We start from the raw sequence: 26,706 nt of genomic DNA on the forward strand, positions 1-26,706 counted from the left end.
CATGCTATAATAAAAGTAGAGAAAAGGGTGAGAATTCGTCTATCAAAGGTTTTCTGCCAGAGATAGACTAATTCTTATTTTTATCGCAGATACTTTGTTTATCAAACTAATTGAGAGTCTGGAGGATGGATATGACGTGGAAAATAGTAGTGGATTCAGGATGTGATATTAAGCAATTAAACGATGGAGCGATTCCTATTGCTTATGAGAGGGTACCTTTCACCCTCCAAGTTGGGACAGAGGTCTTTATGGATGATGAGGGATTGGTTGTCGATGAGCTGATGGGAGCGCTAAGCCACAGTGATAAGGCGGCTTCTTCGGCTTGTCCTAGCCCAGATGCTTTTTTGAGAGCTTATAGAGGGTATGACAAGGTGATAGCCATCACGATTACCAGTCAACTATCAGGTAGTCACAATAGTGCCCAAATAGCCAAGCAAATGCTTTTAGAAGAGCATCCAGATACTCAGATTCATCTCATAGATTCCTTATCCGCAGGTGGTGAGGTTGACCTTTTGGTGATGACCTTGCAGGCACTTATCAATCAAGGTTTGTCCTTTGAGGAAGTGGTGGAGGCGATAACTCGCTATCAAGAGAGGACCAAACTTCTTTTTGTCCTCTCAAGTGTTGATAACTTGGTTAAAAATGGTCGTCTTCCTAAGTTAGTGGGAAAGGCGATTGGTTTGTTAAATATTCGCTTAGTTGGTGAGGCAAGTGATAAAGGAACACTAGAAGTTCTTGATAAGCCACGTGGTGCCAAAAAAGCGCTTAGAGTAGCTTATGAGCGTCTGAAAAGCTCAGGCTATAAAGGCCACAGCATGGTCATAGCTCATCAAGACAACCAAGTCTTTTGCCAGCAATTATCAGACATGATAAAGGGCGATTTTCCAAGTGCAGAGATTACTTGTCTTGAGACATCTGGCTTATGTAGCTTTTACGCTGAGAAATCAGGTGTCTTGATTGGGTACGAAACAATCTAAAAAAAAGAGCATGTGAATGCTCTTTTTTTTAGGGATTATAGGTATATGTATCTGTGGCAAGTGGTTGACTTGTCGTCGTGTCCTCAGAAGTAGCTGTCGCTGGGCTATAATAAGTGTCAAGGCTAGCTTGAGAGCTTTGGACAGGGGCAACAAGGCTTTGTCTCAAGCTATCTAGTTGCGCTTGAAGGTTGGCTTTGTTGGTAGGATCACCAATTTTTTCGATAGCTTCTTGGGCAAGAGCAAGGCTATCTGCTGTCTGTTGGGTATTAGCAAGGGTCAAGGCAAAGTCAGCTGCAAGGACATTTAGCTCTTCTTGGAGCTGTGCTTTGTTAGAGCTGTCTGATAGGGCGTTGATTGCTGCTTGTAAGCTCTCAATGCCTTCTTGAGTTGGATTTTCCTTGACTTGCTCTAACTGCTGAGTGATAGCACTGGTATCTTCTTGGCTACTACTGGTTGTTGTTTTACTGCTTGAAGAGGTACTTGCGTTTGCACTTACTGTGCTTGTGTGACTCTTTTCGCCTCTAAAAAGGAAAAAAGCGCTCGCTAAAAAAACGATAAGAATAAGACTCAAAATAAAAAAGAAAAATTCACTCTTTGACTGTCTCATAGAAACTCCTTAAAAATGATACGTTGCCCTTATTATACCGTTAATAACTGCAAATGAAAAGTAAATTTAGGTAAAAAAAGAAGAAAATATAGAAAAGACTTTCTTTAAGAGCATATGCTTAGGGATTTTGCCTAGACAGTGTCTATCTTTTGTGTTACAATAACTAGCAGAAAGAAGGACTTGTGCTAATCTTTTAGCGAGCCTGTGGTGGTGAGAGACAGGTAGAGGGACATAAGATTTTGGCGCTTTCAATAGTATGATTTTGTGACAGTAAAAAATGAAGTAATAAAATAGGGTGGAACCGCGTTTTAACGCCCCTTGTCTCTGTGGCAGATGGGCTTAATGTGCGGTTTTTTCGTCTTTTTAGGCTCTCTGCTAGGGTCAGGTCACATGGAAGATGAGGAGAATGTAGATGTCCAACAAATTGACGTTTCAAGAGATTATCTTGACCTTACAGCAGTATTGGAATGAACAAGGTTGTATGCTAATGCAAGCCTATGACAATGAAAAAGGGGCGGGTACTATGAGTCCCTATACGTTTTTACGTGCCATTGGTCCAGAGCCTTGGAATGCTGCTTATGTAGAGCCTAGCCGTCGTCCTGCCGATGGTCGCTATGGTGAAAATCCGAACCGTCTGTATCAGCATCACCAATTTCAGGTTGTGATGAAGCCTAGTCCGAGTAATATCCAGGAACTCTATCTCAAATCCTTGGAGTTACTAGGCATCAATCCTCTAGAGCATGATATTCGTTTTGTAGAGGACAACTGGGAAAATCCTTCCACAGGCTCTGCTGGGCTAGGTTGGGAAGTGTGGCTTGATGGGATGGAGATTACCCAATTCACTTACTTCCAGCAAGTCGGAGGGCTTGAGACCTCTCCTGTAACAGCTGAGGTCACTTATGGTTTAGAGCGTCTAGCCTCTTATATCCAAGAAGTTGATTCGGTTTATGATATCGAGTGGGCTCCTGGGGTAAGATATGGTGAAATTTTCAAACAACCTGAATATGAGCATTCTAAATATAGCTTTGAAGTGTCTGATCAAGCCATGCTTTTAGACAATTTTGATAAGTTTGAAGGAGAAGCAAAGCGTTGCTTAGAAGAAGCCTTGGTTCATCCAGCTTATGACTATGTGCTAAAATGCTCACACACCTTTAATTTGCTTGATGCGCGTGGTGCGGTATCTGTGACAGAGCGTGCTGGCTATATCGCTCGTATTCGTAACTTAGCGCGCTTGGTAGCCAAAACCTTTGTCAAGGAGCGTAAACGCCTTGGGTATCCTTTGTTAGATGAGAAGACCCGTGCCGAATTGTTGAAGGAGGAGACGAAATAATGACAAAGAATCTATTAGTGGAACTTGGTTTAGAGGAGATGCCTGCTTATGTTGTGACACCTGCTATGGAGCAGCTTAAACAAAAAATGGCAGCCTTTCTAAAAGCAAATCGTCTAGCCTATGAGACGATTCAAGTCTTTTCAACACCACGTCGCTTGGCTGTACGTGTGCTTGGCTTGGCTGATAAGCAAGAGGATTTGACCGAGGACTTTAAGGGGCCGTCAAAGAAAATTGCACTTGATGATAAAGGGCATTTTACAAAAGCAGCGCAAGGTTTTGTACGTGGTAAAGGCCTTACTACAGACGATATTACCTTTCGTACTGTAAAGGGTGAGGAGTATGTCTATGTCACTAAGCAAGAGCTAGGAAAGCCAGCTAAAGAAGTCTTGAAGGCAGTTGGTGACGTCTTTTTAGGCTTGAGCTTTCCTGTCAGTATGCATTGGGCAAACAATTCATTTGAATACATCCGTCCTGTGCATACTTTTAGCGTTCTTTTAGAGGATGAGGCCCTTGACTTGGACTTTTTAGACATCAAGTCAGGTCGTGTTAGTCGTGGGCATCGTTTTCTTGGTAAGGACATTTTATTGACGCATGCAGACAACTACGAGGCAGATATGGCTGAGGTCTTTGTTATTGCGGACAGCCATGAGCGTAGAGAGATGATTATTGAGCAAATCAAAGCCATCGAAGCGGATAAAGGGGTTGTTGTTGATATTGATGAGGATCTATTAGACGAGGTGCTCAATCTTGTGGAATATCCAAGTGCTTTTATGGGAAGTTTTGATGCCAAATATCTAGATGTGCCAGAGGAAGTCTTGGTGACATCAATGAAAAATCATCAACGTTATTTTGTCGTGCGTGATAAAGAAAGCAAGCTCCTTCCAAACTTTATTTCAGTGAGAAATGGTGACCAACACGCTATTGAAAATGTCATCAAGGGTAATGAAAAAGTGCTAGTAGCACGTCTTGAAGATGGCGCGTTTTTCTGGCGCGAAGATCAAAAATTACGCATTGCTGACTTGGTTGAAAAACTCCAACAAGTGACTTTCCACGAAAAAATTGGCTCTTTAAAAGAGCATATGGTGCGTACAAAAGCTATTGCAGCTTATCTAGCTGAAAAAGTAAGCTTGTCAGAAGAAGAGACTGAAGCACTGCTGCGTGCAGCCGATATCTACAAATTTGACCTGTTGACGGGTATGGTTGGAGAGTTTGATGAGCTGCAAGGGATTATGGGTGAAAAATACGCCACATTGGCAGGTGAGTCGCCTATGGTCGCAAGTGCCATTCGTGAGCACTATTTGCCAGACTCAGCAGATGGTGCCTTGCCAGAGAGCAAGGTCGGTGCGCTTTTAGCGTTAGCAGATAAGCTAGATACTCTCTTGTCATTCTTTTCAGTAGGCTTGATTCCAAGTGGGTCTAATGACCCTTATGCGCTACGCCGTGCAACACAAGGAATTGTGCGTATTTTGGAGCATTTTGGTTGGGAGCTTGCGTTTAGTGAGTTACTAGATGATTTGTATGCTTTAGATCTGTCTAGTCTTAGCTATGCTCATCAAAAAGAGGTCGAAGACTTTGTGGCAGCACGTATTGAAAAGATGATGGATAAGGCTATTGAAAAGGATATCCGTGAAGCTGTTTTGGCCTCTTCTACTTCAGTTGTGACTAAACTATTAGCGGCGAGTCTATTGCTACATGAAAAGAGCAAGGAAGAGGGCTATAAATCAGCTGTTGAGAGCTTATCACGTGTCTTTAATCTAGCTGAAAAAGCGGACAGCTCAACTGTTATCAAGCCAGAGCTATTTGAAAATGACTCTGAAAGAGCCCTTTATCAAGCCGTTGTTGACTTAGAGTTGGGTGCTGATTTGTCAGAAAATCTTGAAAAGCTCTTTAGTCTCAGCCCTGTTATTGACGCTTTCTTTGATAATACCATGGTTATGGCAGAGGATGAAGCCCTTAGAGAAAATCGCTTAGCTCTTTTGGCTAGTCTAGTGGCTAAGGCGCAGACTATTGCTGCCTTTAATAAACTCAATACAAAATAACGATTTATCATAAGGAGGATAGAAAATGGATCCTAAGAAAATTGAACGTATCAATGAGCTTGCTAAGAAGAAAAAGACAGAAGGCTTAACTGCTGAAGAAAAGGTTGAGCAGGCAAAGTTGCGTGAAGAGTACATTGAAGGGTATCGTCGTTCGGTTCGTCATCATATCGAAGGTATTAAGATTGTAGATGAGGATGGCAACGACGTGACCCCTGAAAAGCTACGTCAAGTCCAACGTGAAAAGGGACTTCATGGTCGTAGCTTAGATGACCCTGAATCTTAAATAATGATTAAAAAGTTTGTTTTTTGGCACAACGATGCGAAAAACAAGCTTTTTTTATGAGCTAAAAAACCAACAACAAAGCATGAAAGCGATTGCCTATTTTTTCTAAAAGAGTTATAATGATAGTGATATAAGTTTATAGTAGCGCTAATATCTGTTCTAGTGAAAAGGAGAAGGTTATGATTAGGTTTGAGCATGTTTCTAAATATTATGGAGATAAAGAAGCGCTTTCAGATTTGCAGTTGACGATTGAAGACGGTGAAATTTTTGGTTTGATTGGGCATAATGGTGCTGGCAAGACGACGACTATTAGTATTTTGACGTCTATCATCGAGGCAAGCTATGGTGAGGTTTATGTGGACGATCTTTCTTTGTCTAAGCATAGAGATGTTATTAAGCATAAGATAGGCTATGTCCCAGATTCGCCCGATATGTTTCTCAACTTAACGGCACAGGAGTACTGGCAGTTTCTTGCCAATATCTATGGTGTAGCTAAGGAGCAATCAAAAGAGCGTATTGACCAGTTGGTAGATTTATTTGATTTATCTGAGCAACGCTATGAGGTGATTGATAGCTTTTCGCATGGTATGCGCCAAAAGGTTGTTATTATCGGTGCTTTAGTGTCCGATCCAGATATTTGGGTCTTAGACGAACCCTTGACAGGGCTTGATCCACAAGCGTCCTATGATTTAAAAGAAATGATGAAAGCCCACGCTAAAACAGGTAAATGTGTTCTTTTTTCAACCCATGTCTTAGCTGTTGCTGAGCAGTTGTGTGATCGCATTGCTATTTTAAAAGAGGGGAAGCTTATCTATGTAGGCACTGTTGAGGAGCTAAAAGACCAGCATCCAGATAAGGATCTTGAGACCATTTACTTAGAGATGGCAGGTCGTAAGGCTAAAGCAGAGGATTAGGAGGTCTCTTATGAACTGGTCAACTATTTTTGAACTCGTTAAAGTCAATATCCTCTACTCAAATGCGACAGCCTTAGCCAGTCTCCGTAAGAAACAGAAAAAGCGCCCTAAAGCTCATTTTTCTATCGCAAAGGCCATGATAAGACAACAAGTGCTGGGAATTATCTTAGTAACTGTTATTTACAGTTTCTTGTTTTGGGGGATTGATTATAGTCAACATACAGCTCTTTTTAGCCTGCAGATAGCCGTGTTGACGGCCCTAACAGTGTTGACAGGCTTTTCAACCATGTATAGCATCTTTTTTGATAGTGATGATATTAAGCGTTATGTTTATCTACCAGTTAAGCCTAGCGAGTTGTTTGTAGCTAAATTGATAGCTTCTTTGGGGATGACACTGGCTTATCTTATTCCTATTTTGCTCTTGTTTATCGTGGCTTATTGGCAGATAACGGCCAATATCTGGTCTTTGCTACTAGCTGTCCTTAATTTTTTACTCTTAGCTAGTGCTTCGATTAGTCTTTCGGTGATTCTGACACAAGGTATGGGAAGTTTGATTTTTCGTAGTCGTCATCGTAAGCGCATTAGCTCTATCATGACAGCAGTGGTGACTATAGGGAGCTTAATTCCTTTGATGTATCTCAACTTTACGATGGGTGAACGTACCGGTGCAGGGCTGGCAGGTGCCAAACACATCAGTCAGGGAGTAGAGGGACTGCCCTACTTTAAAGGCTTTTTATCTATTTTGGTAACACCTTTTAGTCTGGAGAGCCTTCTACATTATTGGTTAGGACTTTTAGTGAGTGCTCTTTTACTAGCTCTTATCGTCAGTTATATCATGCCACGCTATTATCATAATAGTCTTTATCAGCTGCCTAAAAATGCTTCTAAAAAGAAGGTAAAACAAGCTAGGGAGCGTAGCTTAAAGAAAGCTCTATGCTATCATCATTTCGCAACATTAGGACATGCTCCTTTAATTATTCAGACTTACGTCCTTCCTATGATTATAATCATATCAGGCCTGTTTCCCTTGCTTAACAATGGAGTTAATCCTTCTCTTTTAAGCAATCAATTTGTTGGTTTCTTTTTTGTCATGGGCTTGTTCATGGGTGCCATAATGATCTCACCTCAAAGTTTTTTAGGCGTAGCCATATCCTTAGAGAGGAATAATTATCTCTTCTTACGCAGCTTACCCCTTAACTTTAAAGTCTTTATCAAAGGTAAGTTTTGGACGGTTTTAGCCGTGCAGATCTTACCTGTTATGTTGTTAGTGGTTGGTGCGGCGGTTACGTTAGGCTTGTCTGTATGGCTGGTGCTGATGCTTCTTTTGGGAATGAGCTTATCAGCTGTGCTTCAAGGACAGTACATCTATGCTAGAGATTACAGGCTTCTGGATTTAAATTGGCAAGATGTGACCCAATTATTGACCAGAGGGTCATCTCAGTGGCTTACCTTTATCATCATGCTAGTTGAGCTGATTGTCGGAATAGGCGTGATGATAGCGATCGTATTTTTGACAATGAGCCTGCCTATATTGGCTAATGCCCTTATTTTTGTACTTAGTCTGATTGTATTTTTTGTCTTGCAATGGTGGCTTTATAAGCGCTTTTGGCGTCTTATTTCTTAAGAGGTTGGTCAATACCAACCTTTTTTAGTTAAGAGATGGCTGAAAAGAAGGCTTTATGCTATAATCGTTACATGAGACGAAATTTTGAACATGTAAAAAAACTAGTCATTAAGGTAGGGACAAGTTCTTTAGTTATGCCTAGTGGTAAAATCAATCTGGATAAAATTGACCGCTTAGCCTTTGTGATTGCTAGTCTGATGAATAAAGGGCTAGAGGTTATCTTAGTCTCCTCAGGAGCTATGGGCTTTGGCTTGGATGTGCTAAAGAGAGATAAGCGTCCGCAAGATATGGCAAAGCAACAAGCTGTCTCTAGCGTGGGACAGGTGGCTATGATGAGCTTGTACTCGCAGATTTTTTCGCATTATCAGACGCATGTATCACAGATTCTTTTGACAAGAGATGTGATTGAGTACCCCGAAAGTTTAAAAAATGTAACCAATGCTTTTGAGAGCTTACTTGCTATGCGTATCTTACCTATTGTCAATGAAAATGATGCTGTGAGTGTGGATGAGATGGACCACCAGACTAAGTTTGGAGACAATGACCGTCTGTCAGCTACGGTTGCTAAGATTACAGGGGCAGATCTTCTTATCATGCTCTCAGATATAGATGGGCTTTTTGATAAAAATCCTAATATCTACGATGATGCTAAACTTCGTAGTCATGTTTCGGTGATTACAGAGGCGATTTTAGAGTCTGCTGGTGGTGCAGGTAGTAAGTTTGGTACAGGGGGGATGTTAAGCAAGATTAAAAGTGCTCAGATGATGTTTGAGGATGGTAAAGAGATGGTTTTGATGAATGGTGCTGACCCTAGAGATATTTTGCGTGTCTTAGCTGGTGAGCAACTGGGGACTTATTTTGCACAGAAAAGAGAGACATCACGATGAAAACAATTACAGAAATGGGACAAAAGGCAAAGGCAGCTAGTTTTGATTTAGCCGCTTTGGGCAGTCAAGCTAAAAATGCAGCATTAGTGCAACTTGCCAAGGATTTACTGAAAGAAGAATCCTATATCTTGGCTGAAAACGCTAAAGATTTACAACAATCGATAGAACACGGTATTTCAGATATTATGCGTGATCGCCTAGCTCTTAATCATGAGCGTCTGCTTTTAATTGCAAAAGGTGTGGAGCAGGTAGCCAAGCTTAGTGACCCTATTGGGCAGGTGATTAAAGGCTATACTAATAGTGATGGTTTGAAGATTGTCCAAAAGCGCGTGCCTTTAGGCGTGATTGCTATGATTTTTGAGAGTCGTCCCAATGTATCTGTGGATGCTTTTAGCCTTGCTTTTAAAACAGGCAACGCCATTATCCTACGAGGGGGGCGTGATGCGATACATTCTAATACAGCTCTTGTGCAGGTGATGAGACAGAGCTTAGAGAGACAAGGCTTTAATCCAGATGCGGTGCAATTGGTAGAAGACACTAGTCATAAACAAGCCAAAGAGCTGATGTGTGCTGTTGATTATGTTGATGTTTTGATTCCAAGAGGCGGTAAGACCTTAATTGAGACGGTTAAGGAAAAAGCTAAGGTTCCTGTTATTGAGACGGGTGTAGGTAATGTCCATATCTATGTGGATGAGTATGCGAATCTTGATATGGCGACTTCTATTGTGGTCAATGCCAAAACGCAGCGTCCAAGTGTATGTAATGCCGCAGAGAGTCTGGTGGTACATGCTAAGGTTGCCGAGCGCTTTTTACCGATGCTTGAAAAAGCTATCAATGTGGTTCATCCTGTCGCTTTTCGTGCAGATGAGCGTTCGCTGCTCTTTTTAGAGAATGCTTCTTTAGCCAGTGACGATGATTATGCTTGTGAATTTTTAGATTATATCATGTCGGTCAAGACGGTTGATAGCATTGATGAGGCCATTGATTGGGTTAATCATTATAGTAGTCATCACTCTGAGGCTATCGTTACAGATAATCTCCAACATGCTGAGCGTTTTCAAGATAGTGTTGATGCCGCGGCTGTCTATGTCAATGCTTCGACTCGCTTTACAGATGGTTATGTTTTTGGGTTGGGAGCAGAGATTGGTATCTCAACACAAAAAATGCATGCTAGAGGCCCTATGGGGCTAGAAGCGCTGACTAGCAGTAAATTTTATATCACTGGAAATGGTCAGATTAGACAGTAGCATGGTGCGATTTCCTGTTTAAAGGGAATCGCTTTTTCGTTTATCCTTTAGCAAAATTATGATACAATAAAAGTTATGACTAACGAATTTAAACACGTCACTGTTTTATTAAAAGAAACGGTTGATATGCTTGATATAAAGCCAGATGGTGTATATGTAGATGCTACCTTAGGTGGCGCTGGGCATAGCAGCTACCTTTTGTCAAAGCTCAGTGATAAGGGGCACCTCTATGCTTTTGACCAAGACCAAACTGCTATTACACATGCCAAAAAGCGTCTTAGCTCTTATGTGGATAAGGGACAGGTGACTTTTATTAAAGCCAATTTTAGATATTTGCGTGAGGAACTTTTGGCGCATGGAGTGGATGAGATTGATGGCATTATTTATGATTTGGGTGTCTCTAGCCCACAATTAGACCAAAGAGAGCGCGGTTTTTCTTACAAGAAGGATGCTCCGCTTGATATGCGCATGAATCGTGACCAAGATTTAGATGCCTATGAGGTAGTCAATCACTATGACTACAATCGTCTGGTGAGCCTTTTTTTCAAATACGGTGAGGATAAGTACGCTAAGCAAGTGGCTAGAAAGATTGAAACCTATCGAAAAGACAAGCCTATCGAGACGACAACAGAGCTTGCTGACATCATCAAATCAGCTAAACCCGCTAAGGAGCTCAAGAAAAAAGGGCATCCAGCCAAGCAGATTTTTCAAGCTTTGCGTATTGAGGTCAATGACGAATTGGGTGCGGCAGATGAATCTATCCAAGCGGCAATTGATTTATTGGCTGTGGATGGGCGCATCTCTGTGATAACCTTTCATTCTTTGGAAGATCGTTTGACTAAGCAACTCTTTAAAGCGGCCTCAAGTCTTGATGTCCCTAAAGGTTTGCCTTTTATTCCAGAAGATAAATTGCCAAAACTAGAGCTAATCAATCGTAAACCGATTGTTGCTAGTCAAGAAGAGTTGCTGGCTAATCATCGCTCCCACTCAGCTAAGCTGCGTGTTGCTAGAAAAATGCGAAAGTAAGGTAGAATGTTATGACGGATGATAAAAAACATAAAGAAGCGCTGTCGTCTGTTTTGCAGCGCAGGCTAAGGACATTTTCCAGTATCGAAAAGGCCTTTTATGCTAGCATTATTGTGACGGCTATTGTCTTATCAGTGGGGATTATTTTTTTACAGAGTTATCACTTACAGCAAAGACAGCAAATCTCACATCTCAATAGTCAGATTGCTAAAAAGCAGACAGAGTATGATAATGCCAAGCAAGAAGTCAATGAACTCACAACCAGAGAGCGTGTCAGCGGTATTGCTACCAGTGCTGGATTGTCCAACAATACTGGAAATATTCAAAAGGTGGAGTAGCCTATGAAACGTAACCGTTTTTTAAGATATGTGATTAAAGACCGCAAATCGCCTCAAAAAAATCGAGAACGTGTCGGGCAAAATCTGATGATTTTAGCTGTTGCGCTCTTCTTTATTTTTGTGATTAATTTTGTGGTGATTATCGGTACAGACAGTAAGTTTGGACATGATTTATCTGCTGAGGCGAGTCAAGTTTATCGAAAGGTTGTCAAGGTCCAAGCTAAACGTGGCACTGTTTATGATAGAGATGGCAATCCCATCGCTGAGGATGCTTCCACTTATACTATCTACGCTATTATTTCTAAGGATTATAAGGATACCAATGGGAACAAGCTCTATGTGGAGCCTTCCCAGTATGATACAGTAGCGACTATACTCAATGAGCAGCTTGGTATTGAAAAGAGCGATGTCTTAAAGCAGCTAAAGCAAGATGGACTTTTTCAGGTTTCTTTTGGCGTTAAGGGAAAAGGCATTTCCTATACGACGATGACTGCTATCAAAGAAGCCATGGATTCTGCTGGTATCAAGGGAATTGGCTTTGAGACCAATCCAGGACGTACCTATCCTAATGGTATTTTTGCCTCACAATTTATCGGTTTTGCCCAGCTCCAAGAAGATGAGACAGGTAATCATCTGGTGGGGACAACAGGGCTTGAGGCGTCTTTAAACACCATTTTATCAGGTGAGGATGGGCAAATTACCTATGAAAAAGATAGCAACGGTAATGTCCTTTTAGGCTCTATTATCAGCTCACAACCAGCTGTCAATGGTAAGGATGTTTATACGACCTTGTCTGAGCCCTTGCAGACGCTACTAGAAGGACAGATGGATGCTTTTCAAGCTAGTGTCAAGGCAAAGAATGTGACAGCTACCTTGGTCAATGCTAAGACTGGTGAAATCCTTGCGACTTCTCAGCGTCCTACTTATAACCCTACTGATATCCAAGGCTACAATGATCTGGACAATAAAAATGACCTGCTTTATCAAACTTATTTTGAGCCTGGCTCAACCATGAAAGTGATGACCTTGGCGTCAGCTATCGATGCAGGTGTCTTTAATACGACGGAGTATTATTATAGCGATAAGTACGAAGTAGAGGATGTCACAGTACGTGACTGGGATGTCAATGAAGGGCGAACAGAAGGACTTTATATGAATTTCCCTCAAGGTTTTGCCCATTCTAGTAATGTCGGGATGTCTATTCTTGAAGATAAGATGGGAAATGACAAATGGTTTAGCTATCTATCTAAGTTTCGCTTTGGTTATCCGACACGCTTTGGCATGTTAAATGAAGATGCTGGGCTCTTTCCAGTGCTAAACAATGTTAACGGCACGATGACCTCTTTTGGTCAGGCTATTGGGGTAACACGTGTCCAAATGCTACGAGCTTTCTCAGCAGTAGCTAACAACGGTGTGATGTTGGAGCCTCAGTTTATTAAGAGTATTTACGACCCAAATAACGAGACTAGCCGTAGTGCTACTAGTGAGGTTGTCGGCAAGCCTGTGTCTGCGGATGCAGCCAGTCAGACACGTGATTATATGGTCAGTGTGGGTACAGATACCGTATTTGGCACTTTGGTCTATAAGGGAGAACCTATCATTCAAGTCGGTAACGAAAGTGTTGCTGTCAAATCAGGGACAGCACAGATTGCAGAAAATGGGGCTTATTTGACAGGAAGAAACGATACCATCAATTCTGTCATTGCCATGGTTCCCTCAGATGACCCTGAATTTATGATGTATGTTACCGTCCAGCAACCTGAAAACTGGCTTGGTACAGAATGGTCAACTCTCTTTAATCCTGTGCTTGAGCAGGCGATGGCCATGAAAGAGACCCTCAATACCTCAACTGTCAAAGAGAGCCCATCATCGCGTTATCAATTAGCCAATGTTATCGGTGATAATCCAGGCTCAACAGCGGTTGTCTTGCGTCAAAACTTAGTGCAACCTGTTATTTTAGGTAATGGTAGTAAGATTACCAAAGTCTCTAAAAAAGCGGGTAGCCAATTGGCAGAAAATGAGCAGATTTTACTCTTGACGAATAAGGTAAGCGAACTACCTGATATGTATGGATGGACCAAGAAAAATGTCGAGACCTTTGCCAAATGGATGGGCATTGAGGTGACCTACAAGGGTAAAAAATCAGGAACTGTAACCAAGCAAAGCGTGGATACAGGAAAAGATATTAAAAAGGTGAAAAAAATAACAATAACATTAGGAGACTAATATGACAATCAGTTTACTGGCAGGTGTGATTGCCTTTCTATTGACGGTTTTTGCTATGCCACGCTTTATATCGTACTACCAGTTGAAAAAAATTGGTGGGCAGCAGATGCGAGAAGATGTCAAACAACACTTAGCAAAGGCAGGAACACCTACGATGGGTGGGACCGTCTTTTTGGCAGTTGCCATTGTTGTGGGACTACTCTTTAGCCTTTTTGGAAAAGCGCCTTTAGGAGCATCGTTAGGGATTTTACTTGTCGTCTTGATTTACGGTATTATCGGGTTTTTAGATGACTTTTTAAAAATCTTCCGTCAAATCAACGAAGGACTTACCCCTTGGCAAAAGATGAGTTTGCAGATTATTGCAGGATTGCTCTTTTACTTTATTCATGTCAAACCTAGTGGGACTGATGCGGTCAATATCTTTGGTTATCAATTGCATTTGGGGATTTTATACCTACTGTTTGTCCTTTTCTGGGTTGTCGGCTTTTCAAATGCGGTCAATTTGACAGATGGTATTGATGGTTTAGCGTCAATTTCAGTTGTGATTAGTTTGAGTGCTTATGGTGTGATCGCTTTTGTCCAAAAGCAATTTGATGTCTTAATTGTCATTGCAACCATGATTGGGGCCTTGTTAGGATTCTTTGTCTTTAATCACAAACCCGCCAAGGTCTTTATGGGTGATGTTGGAAGCCTTGCGTTAGGGGCAATGCTTGCTGCTATCTCGATTGCTCTTCGTCAAGAATGGACGCTACTGTTGATTGGTTTTGTCTATGTCTTTGAGACATTTTCAGTAATGCTACAAGTCACTTACTTTAAATACACTAAGAAAAAGGCAGGTGAAGGCAAGCGTATCTTTAGGATGACACCTTTCCATCATCACTTAGAGCTAGGTGGCTTAACAGGTAAAGGGGCGACTTGGAGCGAGTGGAAGGTCGATGGCTTTTTATGGGCTGTTGGAGCTATTATGTCTCTTGTGACCTTAGCGATCCTTTATCTATAAGAAAAAGAGTATGGGTAAGAGCCCATCTCTTTTTAGTTGGCTTTTTGCTTTTAGGGGGCAAAACATGCTATAATGAGTAGAAAGAAAACAAAGAGAGAGACTTATGACTTTTAGAGATTTTAATGTAAAACCTTATATCCAAGAAGCTTTGGATGCCCTAAACTTTGTCAATCCAACCCCTGTTCAACAAAAATTGATTCCTATTGTGCGCTCAGGTCGGGACTTGGTTGGCGAATCAAAGACAGGCTCTGGTAAGACCCATACGTTTTTGATACCTGTCTTTGAGCAGCTTGAAGAAGAGAGACAAGAAGTACAGGTCGTCATAACAGCGCCTAGTCGTGAATTAGCGACCCAAATCTATCAGGCAGCAAAGCAGATAGCCAATCATTCAGATAAGCCTATTCGTCTGGCTAATTACGTGGGAGGGACTGACAAGCAACGTCAGCTAGACAAGCTGCAATCAGCCCAACCTCAGATTGTTATAGGGACACCTGGACGTATTTACGACCTAGTCGCCTCAGGTGATTTAGACATCCATAAGGCAAGAACATTTGTTGTCGATGAGGCTGACATGACCATGGACATGGGCTTTTTAGACACGGTGGATAAGATAGCCTCTCGTCTGCCAAAAGAAGTGCAAATCTTAGTCTTCTCAGCTACCATTCCTCAAAAATTACAGCCCTTTTTGAAAAAATATTTGACTAATCCTGTTATTGAAAAAATCAAGACACAGACCATTATCGCAGATACGATTGATAACTGGCTTGTCTCGACAAAGGGACGTGATAAAAATGCGCAGATATTGGCGATTTCAAAGACCTTACAGCCTTTTTTGGCGATGATTTTTGTCAATACCAAGGAGCGTGCAGACGAACTACACAGTTATTTGTTACATCAAGGTCTAAAAGTAGCTAAAATACACGGCGGTGTTGCCCCACGTGAGCGTAAGCGCCTGATGAATCAAGTTAAAAACTTAGATTTTGAGTATATTGTTGCCACAGACTTAGCCGCACGTGGTATTGATATTGAAGGGGTCAGTCATGTCATCAATGATAGTATCCCACAAGACCTTTCCTTTTTTGTTCACCGAGTAGGACGTACAGGACGAAATGGTCTTTCGGGTGTAGCGATTACCCTTTATCAACCAAGTGATGATTCGGACATTCGTGAGTTGGAAAAAATGGGTATCCGTTTTGTCCCTAAAGTCTTAAAAGACGGTGAATTTCAAGAGACTTATGATAGAGATCGCAGAGCACAGCGTGAAAAATCGTATCAAAAATTAGATACCGAAATGATAGGTCTTGTCAAAAAGAAAAAGAAAAAAATCAAGCCAGGCTACAAGAAAAAAATTCAGTGGAAGGTTGATGAAAAACGTCGTAAAGAGCGTCGTGCCGCCAATCGTGCGAAGGGACGTGCTGAACGTAAGGCAAAACGTCAAACCTTTTAGGCGACCAAAAGAGCTAATCAGTAGCTCTTTTTTAGTGTGATAGCCTTTAGTTATAACCTTGATAAAAAAGCTCTATTAGGCAAGAGCAAAAAAACGTGTTACACTAGCTATAAAGACTATAAGAAAGTTGGAAATAGCGATGAAACGTTGGAGACAATTAGCCTTCTTGTTAGGACTTGTAGCAGTTCTAGGGACTTCTTTAGCGGCGAGTGCCGACAGTAAAAAGACAGTAGTGGTGGCAACTGATTTAGACACAGCCCCTTTTACTTATAAAAAAGGCAAAAGTTTTAAAGGATATGATATTGATGTTGTCAAGGCGATTTTTAAGGGGTCTGATTATAAAGTGACCTTTAAAACGGTTGCTTTTGATAGTATTACGGTTGGTATAGATGCTGGTAAATATGATATTGGGGCCAATGACTATGGTTACAATGATGAGCGTGCCAAACGTTATTTGTTTTCAGAGCCTTTATCTAAGTCAAACTTTGCTGTTGTTTCAGCAAAAGGAAAGTCATATAGCTCCTTAGATGAGTTGTCAGGCAAGACGACAGCTGCTATGTCAGGGACAAACTATGTTCAAGTGTTAGAAAATTGGAATAAAGAACACCCAGACAAAAAACCAATTACCATAAACTATGTTGATGGTACCTCAGGTGTGGTTAGTCGTTTGAAAGATATTGAAACAGGCAAGATTGACTTTATTTTATACGATGCTATCTCAGCGTCTTACATTGTCAAAGATCAAGGGATGGATCTTACAGTGACCAATCTAAAAGATGATTTAGGTGGTCAGACAGAGGGCTTGGAGTATCTCCTTTTTGCCAAAACGGAAAAAGGTGAGGAATTAAAGGCTTTTGCTGATAAGCGTATTAAGGCTTTAAAAGAAGACGGTACGTTGAAAAAGCTCAGCCAAAAATACTTTGGTGGCGACTATGTCTCAGGTATTGACAACTAATACATTAAAAAAGCTATCTTGTGATAGCTTTTTCTTATCACGGTGATAGAGGAAAAATATTTTACAAAGATGACATGAAGGTGCTACAATAAACTAAATATTTTACAAATCTTATCCTAAGGTGCTACAATAAACGAATAATATGATAAACAAGGAAAAGGAGATAGCAAATGCAGGTATATATAGCCTCTACTTGGGCTTGGTATGAAGCCTTGATGGAGCATATCCCATCAGGTAAGACCTTTAGCTTACGTGCCGTATTTAACGGTATTCCAGAAATTCTAGGGCGCTTACCCGTAACGCTTAGTCTGACGTTTTTTGGTGCCCTGTTTGGCTTGTTATTAGCCCTTTTGTTTGCTATTGTAAAAATCAATCGCACTAAAATTCTCTACCCTATTCAAGCTGTGTTTGTGAGCTTTTTGAGAGGGACACCGATTTTAGTACAGTTGATGCTAACTTACTATGGCATTCCCCTCTTTTTAAACTATCTCAATAAACGCTATGGCTTTGATTGGAATGTCAATGCTATCCCAGCGGAAGTCTTTGCCATTGCGGCCTTTGCTTTTAACGAAGCGGCCTACACCAGTGAGACCCTGCGGGCAGCTATTCAAGCTGTCAATGACGGTGAAATCGAAGCGGCTAAGAGTTTGGGGATGACCTCAAGCCAGATTTATCGACGTGTGATTATTCCAAATGCTGCTGTCATTGCGACTCCTACGCTTATCAATAGTCTTATCGGTCTAACCAAAGGAACCTCTCTAGCCTTTAACGCTGGTATCGTAGAGATGTTTGCAGAAGCTAAGATTTTAGGAGGCTCTGATTACCGTTATTTTGAGCGCTTTATCTCAGTTGCCTTGGTTTACTGGGTGATTAGTATTATTTTTGAGCGTATTGGTAGTTTTGTGGAACACAAAATGGCGATTAAAAGTCCAGATAGGATTACAGATGATATTGACAATGCAGGAGGTGTTCGTTAATGATTCAAATCAACCATTTAACAAAATCATTTTCTGGTCAAAAGGTGCTAGATGATATTAGCCTTGACATCAAAAAAGGGGATGTTATTGCCTTGGTCGGCGCTTCTGGTGCAGGTAAATCAACCTTTTTACGTAGTCTCAATTATTTAGAAGAGCCTGATTCAGGTACGATTACAATTGATGATTTTTCGGTTGATTTTAAGACTATCACCAAAGATGAGGTACTACGTTTACGACGTAAACTCGCCATGGTCTTTCAGCAATTCAATCTTTTTGAGCGTCGTACTGCACTGGATAATGTCAAGGAAGGGCTAAAAATCGTAAAAAAAATGTCTGACGAAGAAGCTAGCGCTATTGCCAAAGAAGAGCTAGCAAAAGTAGGCTTATCTGATCGCGAAAACCACTACCCTCGTCATCTCTCAGGTGGTCAAAAACAGCGTGTGGCTATTGCTAGAGCCTTAGCTATGAAACCTGATGTACTGTTATTAGATGAGCCGACTTCAGCGCTTGATCCAGAGCTAGTCGGTGAGGTGGAAAAAGCGATTGCTAACGCTGCAAAGCAAGGTCAAACGATGGTTCTTGTCAGCCATGATATGAATTTTGTCTATCAAGTAGCCGATAAAGTGCTTTTTTTAGAAAAAGGGCATATTCTTGAGGCAGGGACACCAGATGAAATTTTTAATCATCCTAAGGAAGAGCGCACACGAGAATTTTTTGCTAGTTATGCCAAAACCTATGTTTAATTCATGACTTTTTGATATAATGAAAGAACATATCGTAAGGTTGAGATCTGATCCCAACCTTTTTTGAGACGAATGCTATTGACAAGGTAGGTTGTAAAAAATAAAGCATGTTTTTTCAAATGGTTCAATTTTATGGTTTGGGGCTCTTGTGTTCTTTTGTGAGTGTTGTTTTTTGTAATCTCATATGGCTTTTGATTCGTATGCGTTTAGAAAAGGATAAGACATTTAAAGAGCGCCAATCCTTTTTATATGACATGACAATTATTACCGTGATTACGGTGCCCATATTAGCTTTTGCCTTTGCCACGGTCTTTATCATGCTGAGAGCGTAATAGTTGGGGAATTGCCTTATTTAAGCTATAATAAGCTTAGTATAAAGCGATTTTGAGTGCTTTAGGGAGCTTTTAATCCAAAGGAGAATGACAATGTACGATACACTTATTATTGGTTCAGGTCCAGCAGGTATGACAGCTGCTCTTTATGTAGCTAGATCTAATCTAAAAGTTGGTATTATCGAGCAAGGAGTACCAGGCGGTCAGATGAATAATACCTTTGAAATTGAAAATTATCCAGGCTATGAGCATATCTCTGGTCCAGAATTGTCCATGAAAATGTATGAACCTCTTGAAAAATTCAAGGTGGATAATATCTATGGGATTGTCCAGACTATCGAGGATAAGGGAGCTGTGAAAAAAGTCATCACAGAAGATGCTGTCTATGAAGCTAAGACGATCATTTTAGCGACTGGTGCCAAATACCGTCTTTTAGGTGTCACAGGCGAAGAGGAATTTACTAGTCGTGGGGTATCATACTGTGCGGTGTGTGATGGAGCTTTCTTTCGTGATCAAGACCTTTTAGTGGTTGGAGGCGGTGATTCGGCCGTTGAAGAAGCGATTTATCTGACCCAGTTTGCTAAAAGTGTGACGATCATTCATCGTAGAGATGAGCTCCGTGCTCAAAAAATCTTACAAGACCGTGCCTTTTCAAATCCTAAGATTTCGTTCATTTGGGATTCTGTGGTTAAGGAAATCAAGGGAGATGCTATTAAGGTCAGCGGTGTTACTATTGAAAATGTTAAAACAGGTGACCTCTCTGAAAGAGCCTTTGGTGGTATTTTTATCTACGTTGGTATGAATCCTGTCTCAAGTATGGTAGCTGATTTGGGGATCTGCGATAAGGACGGCTGGATTGTGACAGATACACAGATGAAGACAGAGCGACCAGGGATTTTCGCTATTGGCGATGTGCGTCAAAAAGAGCTACGTCAAATTACCACTGCAGTTGGTGACGGCGCTATTGCTGGTCAGGGTGTTTACCATTACATTACCGAACATAGTTAATCAAAGAGTCTGAGCTAGCTCAGGCTTTTTTGAATCGCTATTTTGCCAAAAAAGTCACAAAGTTCCGATTTTAGTCCTAAAGTGTGGTATAATGGTAGGCATAATAAGGACGAGGAGTTTGTATGTTTCAAGATGACAGTTTGACCTTGCATACTGATTTGTATCAGATTAACATGATGCAGGTTTATTTTGAGCAGGGAATTCATAACAAAAAAGCTGTTTTTGAAGTTTATTTCAGAAAAGAGCCTTTTAAAAATGGTTATGCCGTGTTTGCAGGTTTGGAGCGTATTGTTGACTACTTACAACAGTTACAGTTTACAGAAAGTGACCTAGCTTACCTAAAAGAAGAGGGCTATCCAGATGATTTTCTAGCTTATCTGAGAGATTTAGAGATGTGCTTGTCTGTACGCTCTGCTAGAGAAGGTGATTTAGTCTTTGCTAATGAACCTATCGTGCAGATCGAAGGTCCTCTGGCTCAGTGTCAGTTGGTTGAAACGGCGATTTTAAATATCGTTAATTTTCAGACTTTAGTAGCGACTAAGGCAGCCCGCATTCGCTCTGTTATTGATGATGAGCCTTTGTTAGAATTTGGAACAAGGCGCGCACAAGAGATGGATGCGGCTCTTTGGGGGGCGCGTGCAGCTGTTATTGGCGGAGCCAATGCTACATCAAACGTGAGAGCTGGTAAGCGTTTTGGGATTCCTATATCTGGTACACACGCGCACGCACTGGTTCAGACATTTGGTGATGATTATGAAGCCTTTAAAGCTTATGCCAAAACGCATAAGGACTGTGTCTTTTTGGTAGATACTTACGATACACTTCGAGTGGGGGTTCCGAACGCTATTCGTGTGGCTAAAGAAATGGGAGACAAGATAAACTTTTTGGGTGTCCGTCTTGATTCTGGGGATTTGGCTTATCTGTCTAAAAAAGTCCGTCAACAACTGGATGAGGCAGGCTTTACAGAAGCAAAAATTTATGCCTCAAATGACCTTGATGAAAATACCATCTTGAACCTTAAGATGCAAAAAGCTAAGATTGATGTCTGGGGGGTTGGGACAAAGCTGATTACAGCTTACGATCAGCCTGCTCTAGGAGCTGTCTACAAAATTGTCTCCATCGAAAACGATGCAGGGGAGATGATAGATACCATCAAGCTCTCAAATAATGCTGAGAAGGTCTCGACTCCAGGTAAAAAACAAGTCTGGCGTATCACAAGTTTGGCAAAAGGTAAGTCTGAGGGAGACTATATTACCTTTGCAGATAGTGATGTTAGTGAGTTAGACGAGATAGAGATGTTTCATCCAACCTACACTTATATCAATAAGACGGTCAAGGATTTTGAAGCGGTGCCTTTGTTAGTCGATATTTTTGACCAAGGAAAACTCGTTTATGACCTGCCTAGTCTGACAGATATCAAGGCTTATGCTAGACGTGCCTTTGATAACCTCTGGGATGAGTACAAGCGTGTGCTCAACCCGCAAGATTACCCTGTTGATTTAGCACGCGATGTCTGGCAAAATAAGATGGATTTGATTGACCGTATCCGAAAAGAAGCTTACGAAAAAGGAGATGTCAAATGACCTTACAAGACAGCATTATAGAACAATTAGGTGTTAAGCCTAGCATTGATCCAAAAGAAGAAATCGAGAAATCTATCGTCTTTTTAAAAGAGTATATGCGAAAACATCCTTTTTTAAAAAACTATGTTTTAGGGATTTCTGGAGGGCAAGATTCAACCTTATCTGGTCGTCTAGCACAACTAGCCATAGAAGAGCTCCGTGATGAGACAGGTGATGAGGCTTATCAATTTGTCGCCATTCGCTTGCCTTATGGTATTCAAGCTGATGAGGATGACGCTAGACGTGCGCTAGATTTTATCAAACCTGATGTTAGTCTGACGATCAATATCAAAGAGGCTGTGGATGCTCAAGTCAAAGCTTTGCAAGAAGCAGGTCTTAGTGTGTCAGACTTTAATAAAGGGAATATCAAAGCACGCCAACGCATGATTAGTCAATATGCGGTAGCAGGTGAGCTGTCAGGCGCTGTGATCGGTACGGATCATGCCGCTGAAAATATCACAGGCTTTTTCACTAAATTTGGTGACGGTGGTGCAGATATTTTGCCTATCTTTAGACTTAATAAACGCCAAGGTAAGCAACTCTTAGCCGAGCTTGGGGCTGATAAGGCTCTCTATGAAAAAGTTCCTACGGCTGACCTTGAAGAAGACAAGCCAGGTCTAGCGGATGAAGTGGCACTAGGGGTTAGCTATGAGGCTATTGATGATTACTTAGAAGGTAAGACTATCTCAGACAAAGACAAGGCGATTATAGAGACTTGGTGGCAAAAAGGGCAGCATAAACGTCATCTGCCGATTACTATTTTTGATGATTTTTGGAAATAAAAAGCAGGATAATCTTATCCTGTTTTTTTGATATCAGCTAAAAGAGACTTTAGCTGTAGCCAACTAGCGCTTGAAAAATCTTTAGAAAGGTCTATAATAGAAGTAATCGCTCTTAAGGAGGAAAACCTTAAGGCAAACAAAGGAGGTCTCTATGTCAGAATTAAACCAAGCATTTACAGATAAGCTGTACCAAGCTTACGAACAAAATAGTCACTATCGTGCCATGGAAAATGCCATTACACATAATGGTCTATTAACATCGCTTGAGACACGTCAGAGCGCAGTTGAAAATGATTATACCTTTTCTATTGACGTGACCGAAGATGACGTTTCAAACCAAAAACAATCTGGTCGTTGCTGGATGTTTGCAGCACTAAATACATTTCGTCACAAGATGATTAGTGATTTGAAGCTTGAACAGTTTGAGTTATCCCAAGCTCATACCTTTTTCTGGGATAAATACGAAAAATCAAATTGGTTTTTAGAGCAAATTATAGCAACAGCCGATCAAGACCTTCACAGTCGTAAGGTGAAATTTTTGCTAGATGTGCCACAGCAAGATGGTGGACAGTGGGATATGGTTGTTTCTTTATTTGAGAAATACGGCGTTGTCCCTAAATCAGTCTATCCAGAATCAGTAGCATCAAGTAATAGTCAACAATTGAATCAATATCTTAATAAGTTATTACGCCAAGATGCTCAAATTCTCCGTGATATGATAGCCAGTGGTGCTGAGCATAAGGCTGTTGAAGCAAAGAAAGAAGACCTTCTTCAAGACATCTTTAACTTTTTAGCGATGACTTTAGGTTTGCCACCACGTCGTTTTGATTTTGCTTATCGTGACAAAGATAAGGTCTATCATAAAGAAACGGCTATTAGCCCGCAAGAGTTTTACAGTAAGTATGTTAATTTGAAACTAGATGATTATGTTTCTATTATCAATGCACCAACTGCTGATAAACCTTACGGAAAATCCTACACTGTGGAATTACTAGGCAATGTCGTTGGTAGTCGTCCTGTTAAATACCTCAATCTTGAGATGGAGCGTTTTAAAGAGCTAGCTATTGCTCAACTAAAGAGTGGTGAGAGCATTTGGTTTGGTTCTGATGTTGGTCAATCAAGTGACCGTAAATCAGGTGTGATGGCTACAAATACCTATGACTTTAAATCAGGTATGGATATTGATTTGATCCAAGACAAGGCCGGACGTCTTGATTACAGTGAGAGTTTGATGACACATGCTATGGTATTGACAGGTGTTGACCTTGATGCTGATGGCAAACCACTCAAATGGAAAGTTGAAAATTCTTGGGGAGACAAGGTTGGCCAAAAAGGTTATTTTGTGGCTTCAGATAGCTGGATGGATGAGTACACTTATCAAATCGTTGTCAGAAAAGAATTTCTCAGTGAAGAAGAACTGGCTGCCTATGATGCGGCTCCAACGGTGTTAGCGCCTTGGGATCCTATGGGAGCTTTGGCAAGTAAATAATAAAAAAACGACCATTGGTCGTTTTTTTATTATGGGTTTGTACTATTGTTAGTATCAGGGGCAAAATCGTCTTCAAAACGAGAGGAATGCTCTTCTTCAAAATCATTGTCTTCTGGACTGCTTGAAGAGGTCTGAGTTCTTGAGGATGAAGAAGTCGATTCGCTACTGGTGCTTGTCTCGTCTGTCTCTTCTTCCTCGCTACTTGTACTACTTGAGGATGAAGAGGGTAGATAAGTACTATAACTACTTGCTTGGTTGAGGTAGTTAGTCCCAGTACCTGTAAGATAGAGATAACCACCGCTTCGATAAAGCCCAGTAGGCATTGTAAAGTCTGAGCTATAACCATTTGTCAGATAGGTCATCATAGAGCGATAAACATCTGCTGCGACGTTAAGTCCGTCTCCATAGATTGGTGTGAGACGGTTTTTATAGCCAGTCCAAACAGCCATAGCGTACTGGTTAGTATAGCCGACGAAGTTTTCATCAGGAGCCATAGTACCAACAACGCTATTGTAGATGCCTGTTTCACTTTCGATTTGAGCGAGCTCATCATCGCTATAGTTAGATGTTCCTGTCTTACCAGCTTGGATAACACCGTTGATAGCTGCGCGTGTCCCTGTACCATAGGTAAGAACCGTTTTAAGCATATCAGTCATCATATAAGCAGTTGTCGCACTCATCGCTTGGCTACCTTCGGCTTCGTAGGTTTCACTAGTACCATCACTAAAATCAATTTTATTGATGTATTGTGGTTTGTAGTAGGTGCCACCATTAGCCAGGGCTGCGTAGGCTGCGGCCATTTTTTCTGAGCTTGCGCCGTATTTTTGAGAGCTGTCACTTGTGTTACTTGAGATGGCGTTTGAGTAGTGCATCTCAGGATAGTCAATGCCTAAGCCGTTTAGGAATTTTAAGGCGTAATCAAGTCCAGCTGCTTCTAAGGCTCGAACGGCAGGGATATTACGGGATTGTTGGATAGCTGTTTGCATAGTCATCCACCCCATATACTGACGATCCCAGTTGTAGATTTGCGTGCTTGTTCCAGGCCAGTAATAAACAGAGTCATTCAAGCGTTGTGCTGTTGATGTGTAAGCACCGCTTTCAATAGCTGGCGCATAATCTGTGATAGGCTTCATCGTTGAGCCCCAGTCGCGATCGGTAAGGACTGCTTGGTTGGTTCCAAAAGAGACGTTGGTGTCTTGATTTCGACTACCTAATTGTGCGATGACTTTACCGTTTGTGACATCGATGACGGTTGAGGCGACTTGCATATCATCATCTGGATAAGCCACATAGACGTCACTATTGTAGATGTCATAGAGTTGTTGTTGTGCTTCTGGAATGACATTGGTATAGACTTTAAGCCCTGCTGTAAAGATGTCTTGACCTGTTTTTTCCTTGACTTGCTCAATGACTTGTTTTAAGTAATTATCCATGTATTTAGGATAACTTGTCGTCTCTTGTAGCTCTTGTAGGCCATCTGTGATAGGAGTAGCAATCGCTTGATCATATTCTTCTTTAGTGATATTGCCATCTTGATACATTTCAGATAAGACTGTATCACGACGTGTTTGAGCAGCTTCTGGTTGGTCATAAGGATTGTATTGACTAGGTGCTTGAGGGATACCAGCCAAGAGAGCCAATTGGGCTATGGAGAGTTCTTTTAGCTCTTTACCATAGTAGGATTTGGCTGCCGTTTGCATACCGTAGTTACCATTACCCATATACACTTTGTTGATGTAGAAGGTTAAAATCTCTTCTTTAGTGTATTTGCGCTCCATCTGAATGGCAAGCCAGACTTCCTGAATTTTACGCTTTAAGGTCTGGTCGGACTCTTTAGTCGAGAAGTAAGCTAGCTTTATGAGCTGTTGATCAAGAGTAGAGCCCCCTTGAGTGCTTGAGCTAGTCAAGTTGTGCCAAGCAGCTCCTAAAATACGATAGACATCAACCCCTCTATGCTTGAAGAAACGCTTGTCTTCGATAGAGGTGATCGCTTCAACAAGCTTGACAGGGATAGTGTCTGTGTTGACGTTTTCACGCTTTTCAGAGCCTAAGTCAGCTATTAGATTGTTATTAGCATCATAGACCAGGCTGGAATTGGATGATTTGAGTGCTTCTTCAGAGAGCTTAGGTGCTTTTACAGCATAGTAAGCAAAGAAAAGACCACCAGCAATCACTCCTATAATAAAGAGACTGACAAGAGCACTTAAGCCATATTTCAGCCATTTGAATACTGTTGTTTTAATGATAATCACCGCCTAAAATAAATGTTCTTCCACAATATCTAAGTAAGGAACTTGTGGATACGCTCCTAAGCCAATCTTAAATCCATTTTTTTTGATATAATCAAGAGGCATGGATTTGCTACCATAATCACGCTGGTAAAAGCGAATGAGGGCACTTGCTGGCAGGAGATAGGTTTCTTTCAAGGTTGAAAAGTGCAAAAGCACAAAACATATACCATCTTGCTCTAACACATTTGCCATGTGGTTAATCTGGTGCTCGTGAAAATTTTTCATGGGCATAACGGTTTTTTGCTGGGTTTCTTTAGCTTCAAAATCGATATAGCGACCCTTAAAGACACCAGAGTAGTCAGTGGTAGAGGCTTGTCTAAAGTAAGCTTCTACAATTTTGGCACGGCTACGTTTGGGGTAGTCAACTTTGACGATTTGAACAGGTGTAGGCTTTTTGTGAATAACAGCTATCTTTCGCGACAAATAGTAGTCGTTACTAGCATTGATAGCTGCTTCAAAAGACATTCCCCGATTAGCAAAATCAACCGCATTTGAACGCAATGGTTTGCTAGTATTAGAGTGCTTATGATGACGAATAAGTCCATGAGGATAGTTTACCATT

Annotated in this window: 23 protein-coding genes and 1 pseudogene; 21 read left to right on the top strand and 3 right to left on the bottom strand. The window is 41.2% G+C overall.

Annotation, left to right across the window (positions count from 1 at the left end; genetic code table 11):
• Positions 1 to 131: 131 nt before the first annotated feature.
• On the top strand, positions 132 to 977 hold the full coding sequence (locus ACLN19_RS01980; RefSeq protein ID WP_413382697.1) for a DegV family protein: 846 nt from the start codon (positions 132 to 134) through the stop codon (positions 975 to 977).
• 28 nt (positions 978 to 1,005) lie between these two features.
• On the opposite strand, the gene ACLN19_RS01985 is transcribed toward ACLN19_RS01980, so the two are convergent.
• Positions 1,006 to 1,584 carry a hypothetical protein gene (locus ACLN19_RS01985; RefSeq protein WP_413382700.1) on the bottom strand — a complete coding sequence of 193 codons (579 nt, stop codon included), beginning with the start codon at positions 1,582 to 1,584 and terminating at the stop codon, positions 1,006 to 1,008.
• 412 nt (positions 1,585 to 1,996) lie between these two features.
• Here ACLN19_RS01985 and glyQ point away from each other — a divergent pair, with 412 nt between their 5' ends.
• From glyQ to pepC, 20 genes are all read left to right on the top strand, one after another.
• Positions 1,997 to 2,914: a glycine--tRNA ligase subunit alpha gene (glyQ, locus tag ACLN19_RS01990; protein WP_413382703.1), complete on the top strand. Its 918-nt coding sequence runs from the start codon at positions 1,997 to 1,999 to the stop codon at positions 2,912 to 2,914.
• Complete coding sequence (gene glyS, locus ACLN19_RS01995; RefSeq protein WP_413382706.1) at positions 2,914 to 4,953, top strand: glycine--tRNA ligase subunit beta; 2,040 nt, start codon at positions 2,914 to 2,916, stop codon at positions 4,951 to 4,953. Before glyQ ends, glyS begins: the two co-directional genes overlap by 1 nt.
• A 25-nt stretch (positions 4,954 to 4,978) precedes the next feature.
• Complete coding sequence (locus ACLN19_RS02000; protein ID WP_002916326.1) at positions 4,979 to 5,236, top strand: DUF896 family protein; 258 nt, start codon at positions 4,979 to 4,981, stop codon at positions 5,234 to 5,236.
• A 179-nt stretch (positions 5,237 to 5,415) separates the two neighbouring features.
• Positions 5,416 to 6,150 carry an ABC transporter ATP-binding protein gene (locus ACLN19_RS02005; RefSeq protein ID WP_413382709.1) on the top strand — a complete coding sequence of 245 codons (735 nt, stop codon included), beginning with the start codon at positions 5,416 to 5,418 and terminating at the stop codon, positions 6,148 to 6,150.
• A gap of 10 nt (positions 6,151 to 6,160) precedes the next feature.
• Positions 6,161 to 7,774: an ABC transporter permease gene (locus tag ACLN19_RS02010; protein ID WP_413382712.1), complete on the top strand. Its 1,614-nt coding sequence runs from the start codon at positions 6,161 to 6,163 to the stop codon at positions 7,772 to 7,774.
• Between the two features lie 71 nt (positions 7,775 to 7,845).
• The gene (gene proB / locus ACLN19_RS02015; RefSeq protein ID WP_413382855.1) at positions 7,846 to 8,661 is read left to right on the top strand and encodes a glutamate 5-kinase; all 816 of its coding nucleotides are present in this window, start codon (positions 7,846 to 7,848) and stop codon (positions 8,659 to 8,661) included.
• The gene (locus ACLN19_RS02020; RefSeq protein ID WP_413382715.1) at positions 8,658 to 9,908 is read left to right on the top strand and encodes a glutamate-5-semialdehyde dehydrogenase; all 1,251 of its coding nucleotides are present in this window, start codon (positions 8,658 to 8,660) and stop codon (positions 9,906 to 9,908) included. Before proB ends, ACLN19_RS02020 begins: the two co-directional genes overlap by 4 nt.
• 75 nt (positions 9,909 to 9,983) lie before the next feature.
• The gene (gene rsmH, locus ACLN19_RS02025) at positions 9,984 to 10,934 is read left to right on the top strand and encodes a 16S rRNA (cytosine(1402)-N(4))-methyltransferase RsmH (RefSeq protein ID WP_413382718.1); all 951 of its coding nucleotides are present in this window, start codon (positions 9,984 to 9,986) and stop codon (positions 10,932 to 10,934) included.
• A gap of 11 nt (positions 10,935 to 10,945) precedes the next feature.
• Positions 10,946 to 11,272, top strand: a complete 327-nt coding sequence (ftsL, locus tag ACLN19_RS02030) for a cell division protein FtsL (protein WP_413382721.1) — start codon at positions 10,946 to 10,948, stop codon at positions 11,270 to 11,272.
• Between the two features lie 3 nt (positions 11,273 to 11,275).
• Positions 11,276 to 13,498 carry a penicillin-binding protein PBP2X gene (gene pbp2x / locus ACLN19_RS02035; protein WP_413382724.1) on the top strand — a complete coding sequence of 741 codons (2,223 nt, stop codon included), beginning with the start codon at positions 11,276 to 11,278 and terminating at the stop codon, positions 13,496 to 13,498.
• A 1-nt stretch (position 13,499) separates the two neighbouring features.
• The gene (mraY, locus tag ACLN19_RS02040) at positions 13,500 to 14,498 is read left to right on the top strand and encodes a phospho-N-acetylmuramoyl-pentapeptide-transferase (RefSeq protein WP_413382727.1); all 999 of its coding nucleotides are present in this window, start codon (positions 13,500 to 13,502) and stop codon (positions 14,496 to 14,498) included.
• A 103-nt stretch (positions 14,499 to 14,601) separates the two neighbouring features.
• Positions 14,602 to 15,945, top strand: coding sequence for a DEAD/DEAH box helicase (locus tag ACLN19_RS02045; RefSeq protein ID WP_413382730.1), 1,344 nt, complete (start codon positions 14,602 to 14,604; stop codon positions 15,943 to 15,945).
• A gap of 139 nt (positions 15,946 to 16,084) precedes the next feature.
• Positions 16,085 to 16,900, top strand: coding sequence for a transporter substrate-binding domain-containing protein (locus ACLN19_RS02050; RefSeq protein ID WP_413382733.1), 816 nt, complete (start codon positions 16,085 to 16,087; stop codon positions 16,898 to 16,900).
• A gap of 170 nt (positions 16,901 to 17,070) precedes the next feature.
• Positions 17,071 to 17,877 (top strand): amino acid ABC transporter permease, encoded by an 807-nt coding sequence (locus tag ACLN19_RS02055; RefSeq protein WP_413382736.1) that lies wholly within the window; start codon positions 17,071 to 17,073, stop codon positions 17,875 to 17,877.
• Positions 17,877 to 18,620, top strand: a complete 744-nt coding sequence (locus ACLN19_RS02060; protein WP_413382739.1) for an amino acid ABC transporter ATP-binding protein — start codon at positions 17,877 to 17,879, stop codon at positions 18,618 to 18,620. The genes ACLN19_RS02055 and ACLN19_RS02060 overlap by 1 nt, the downstream gene beginning before the upstream one ends.
• Positions 18,621 to 18,727: 107 nt before the next feature.
• Positions 18,728 to 18,952 (top strand): DUF4059 family protein, encoded by a 225-nt coding sequence (locus ACLN19_RS02065; protein ID WP_413382742.1) that lies wholly within the window; start codon positions 18,728 to 18,730, stop codon positions 18,950 to 18,952.
• 93 nt (positions 18,953 to 19,045) lie between these two features.
• Positions 19,046 to 19,960, top strand: a complete 915-nt coding sequence (gene trxB / locus ACLN19_RS02070) for a thioredoxin-disulfide reductase (protein WP_413382746.1) — start codon at positions 19,046 to 19,048, stop codon at positions 19,958 to 19,960.
• Between the two features lie 122 nt (positions 19,961 to 20,082).
• Positions 20,083 to 21,543: a nicotinate phosphoribosyltransferase gene (locus ACLN19_RS02075; protein WP_413382749.1), complete on the top strand. Its 1,461-nt coding sequence runs from the start codon at positions 20,083 to 20,085 to the stop codon at positions 21,541 to 21,543.
• On the top strand, positions 21,540 to 22,364 hold the full coding sequence (gene nadE / locus ACLN19_RS02080) for an NAD(+) synthase (RefSeq protein ID WP_413382752.1): 825 nt from the start codon (positions 21,540 to 21,542) through the stop codon (positions 22,362 to 22,364). Before ACLN19_RS02075 ends, nadE begins: the two co-directional genes overlap by 4 nt.
• Positions 22,365 to 22,515: 151 nt before the next feature.
• Positions 22,516 to 23,853: an aminopeptidase C gene (gene pepC, locus ACLN19_RS02085; RefSeq protein ID WP_413382755.1), complete on the top strand. Its 1,338-nt coding sequence runs from the start codon at positions 22,516 to 22,518 to the stop codon at positions 23,851 to 23,853.
• 29 nt (positions 23,854 to 23,882) lie between these two features.
• On the opposite strand, the gene pbp1a is transcribed toward pepC, so the two are convergent.
• Both pbp1a and recU read right to left on the bottom strand, forming a co-directional pair.
• Entirely contained in the window at positions 23,883 to 26,105 is a 2,223-nt protein-coding gene (gene pbp1a / locus ACLN19_RS02090; RefSeq protein WP_413382758.1) for a penicillin-binding protein PBP1A, read from the bottom strand.
• Positions 26,092 to 26,705, bottom strand: a pseudogene (gene recU, locus ACLN19_RS02095) (Holliday junction resolvase RecU). Before recU ends, pbp1a begins: the two are co-directional and overlap by 14 nt.
• Position 26,706: the final 1 nt, after the last annotated feature.

It is taken from the genome of Streptococcus lishijunsis (assembly GCF_047290665.1).
Taxonomy (GTDB): domain Bacteria; phylum Bacillota; class Bacilli; order Lactobacillales; family Streptococcaceae; genus Streptococcus.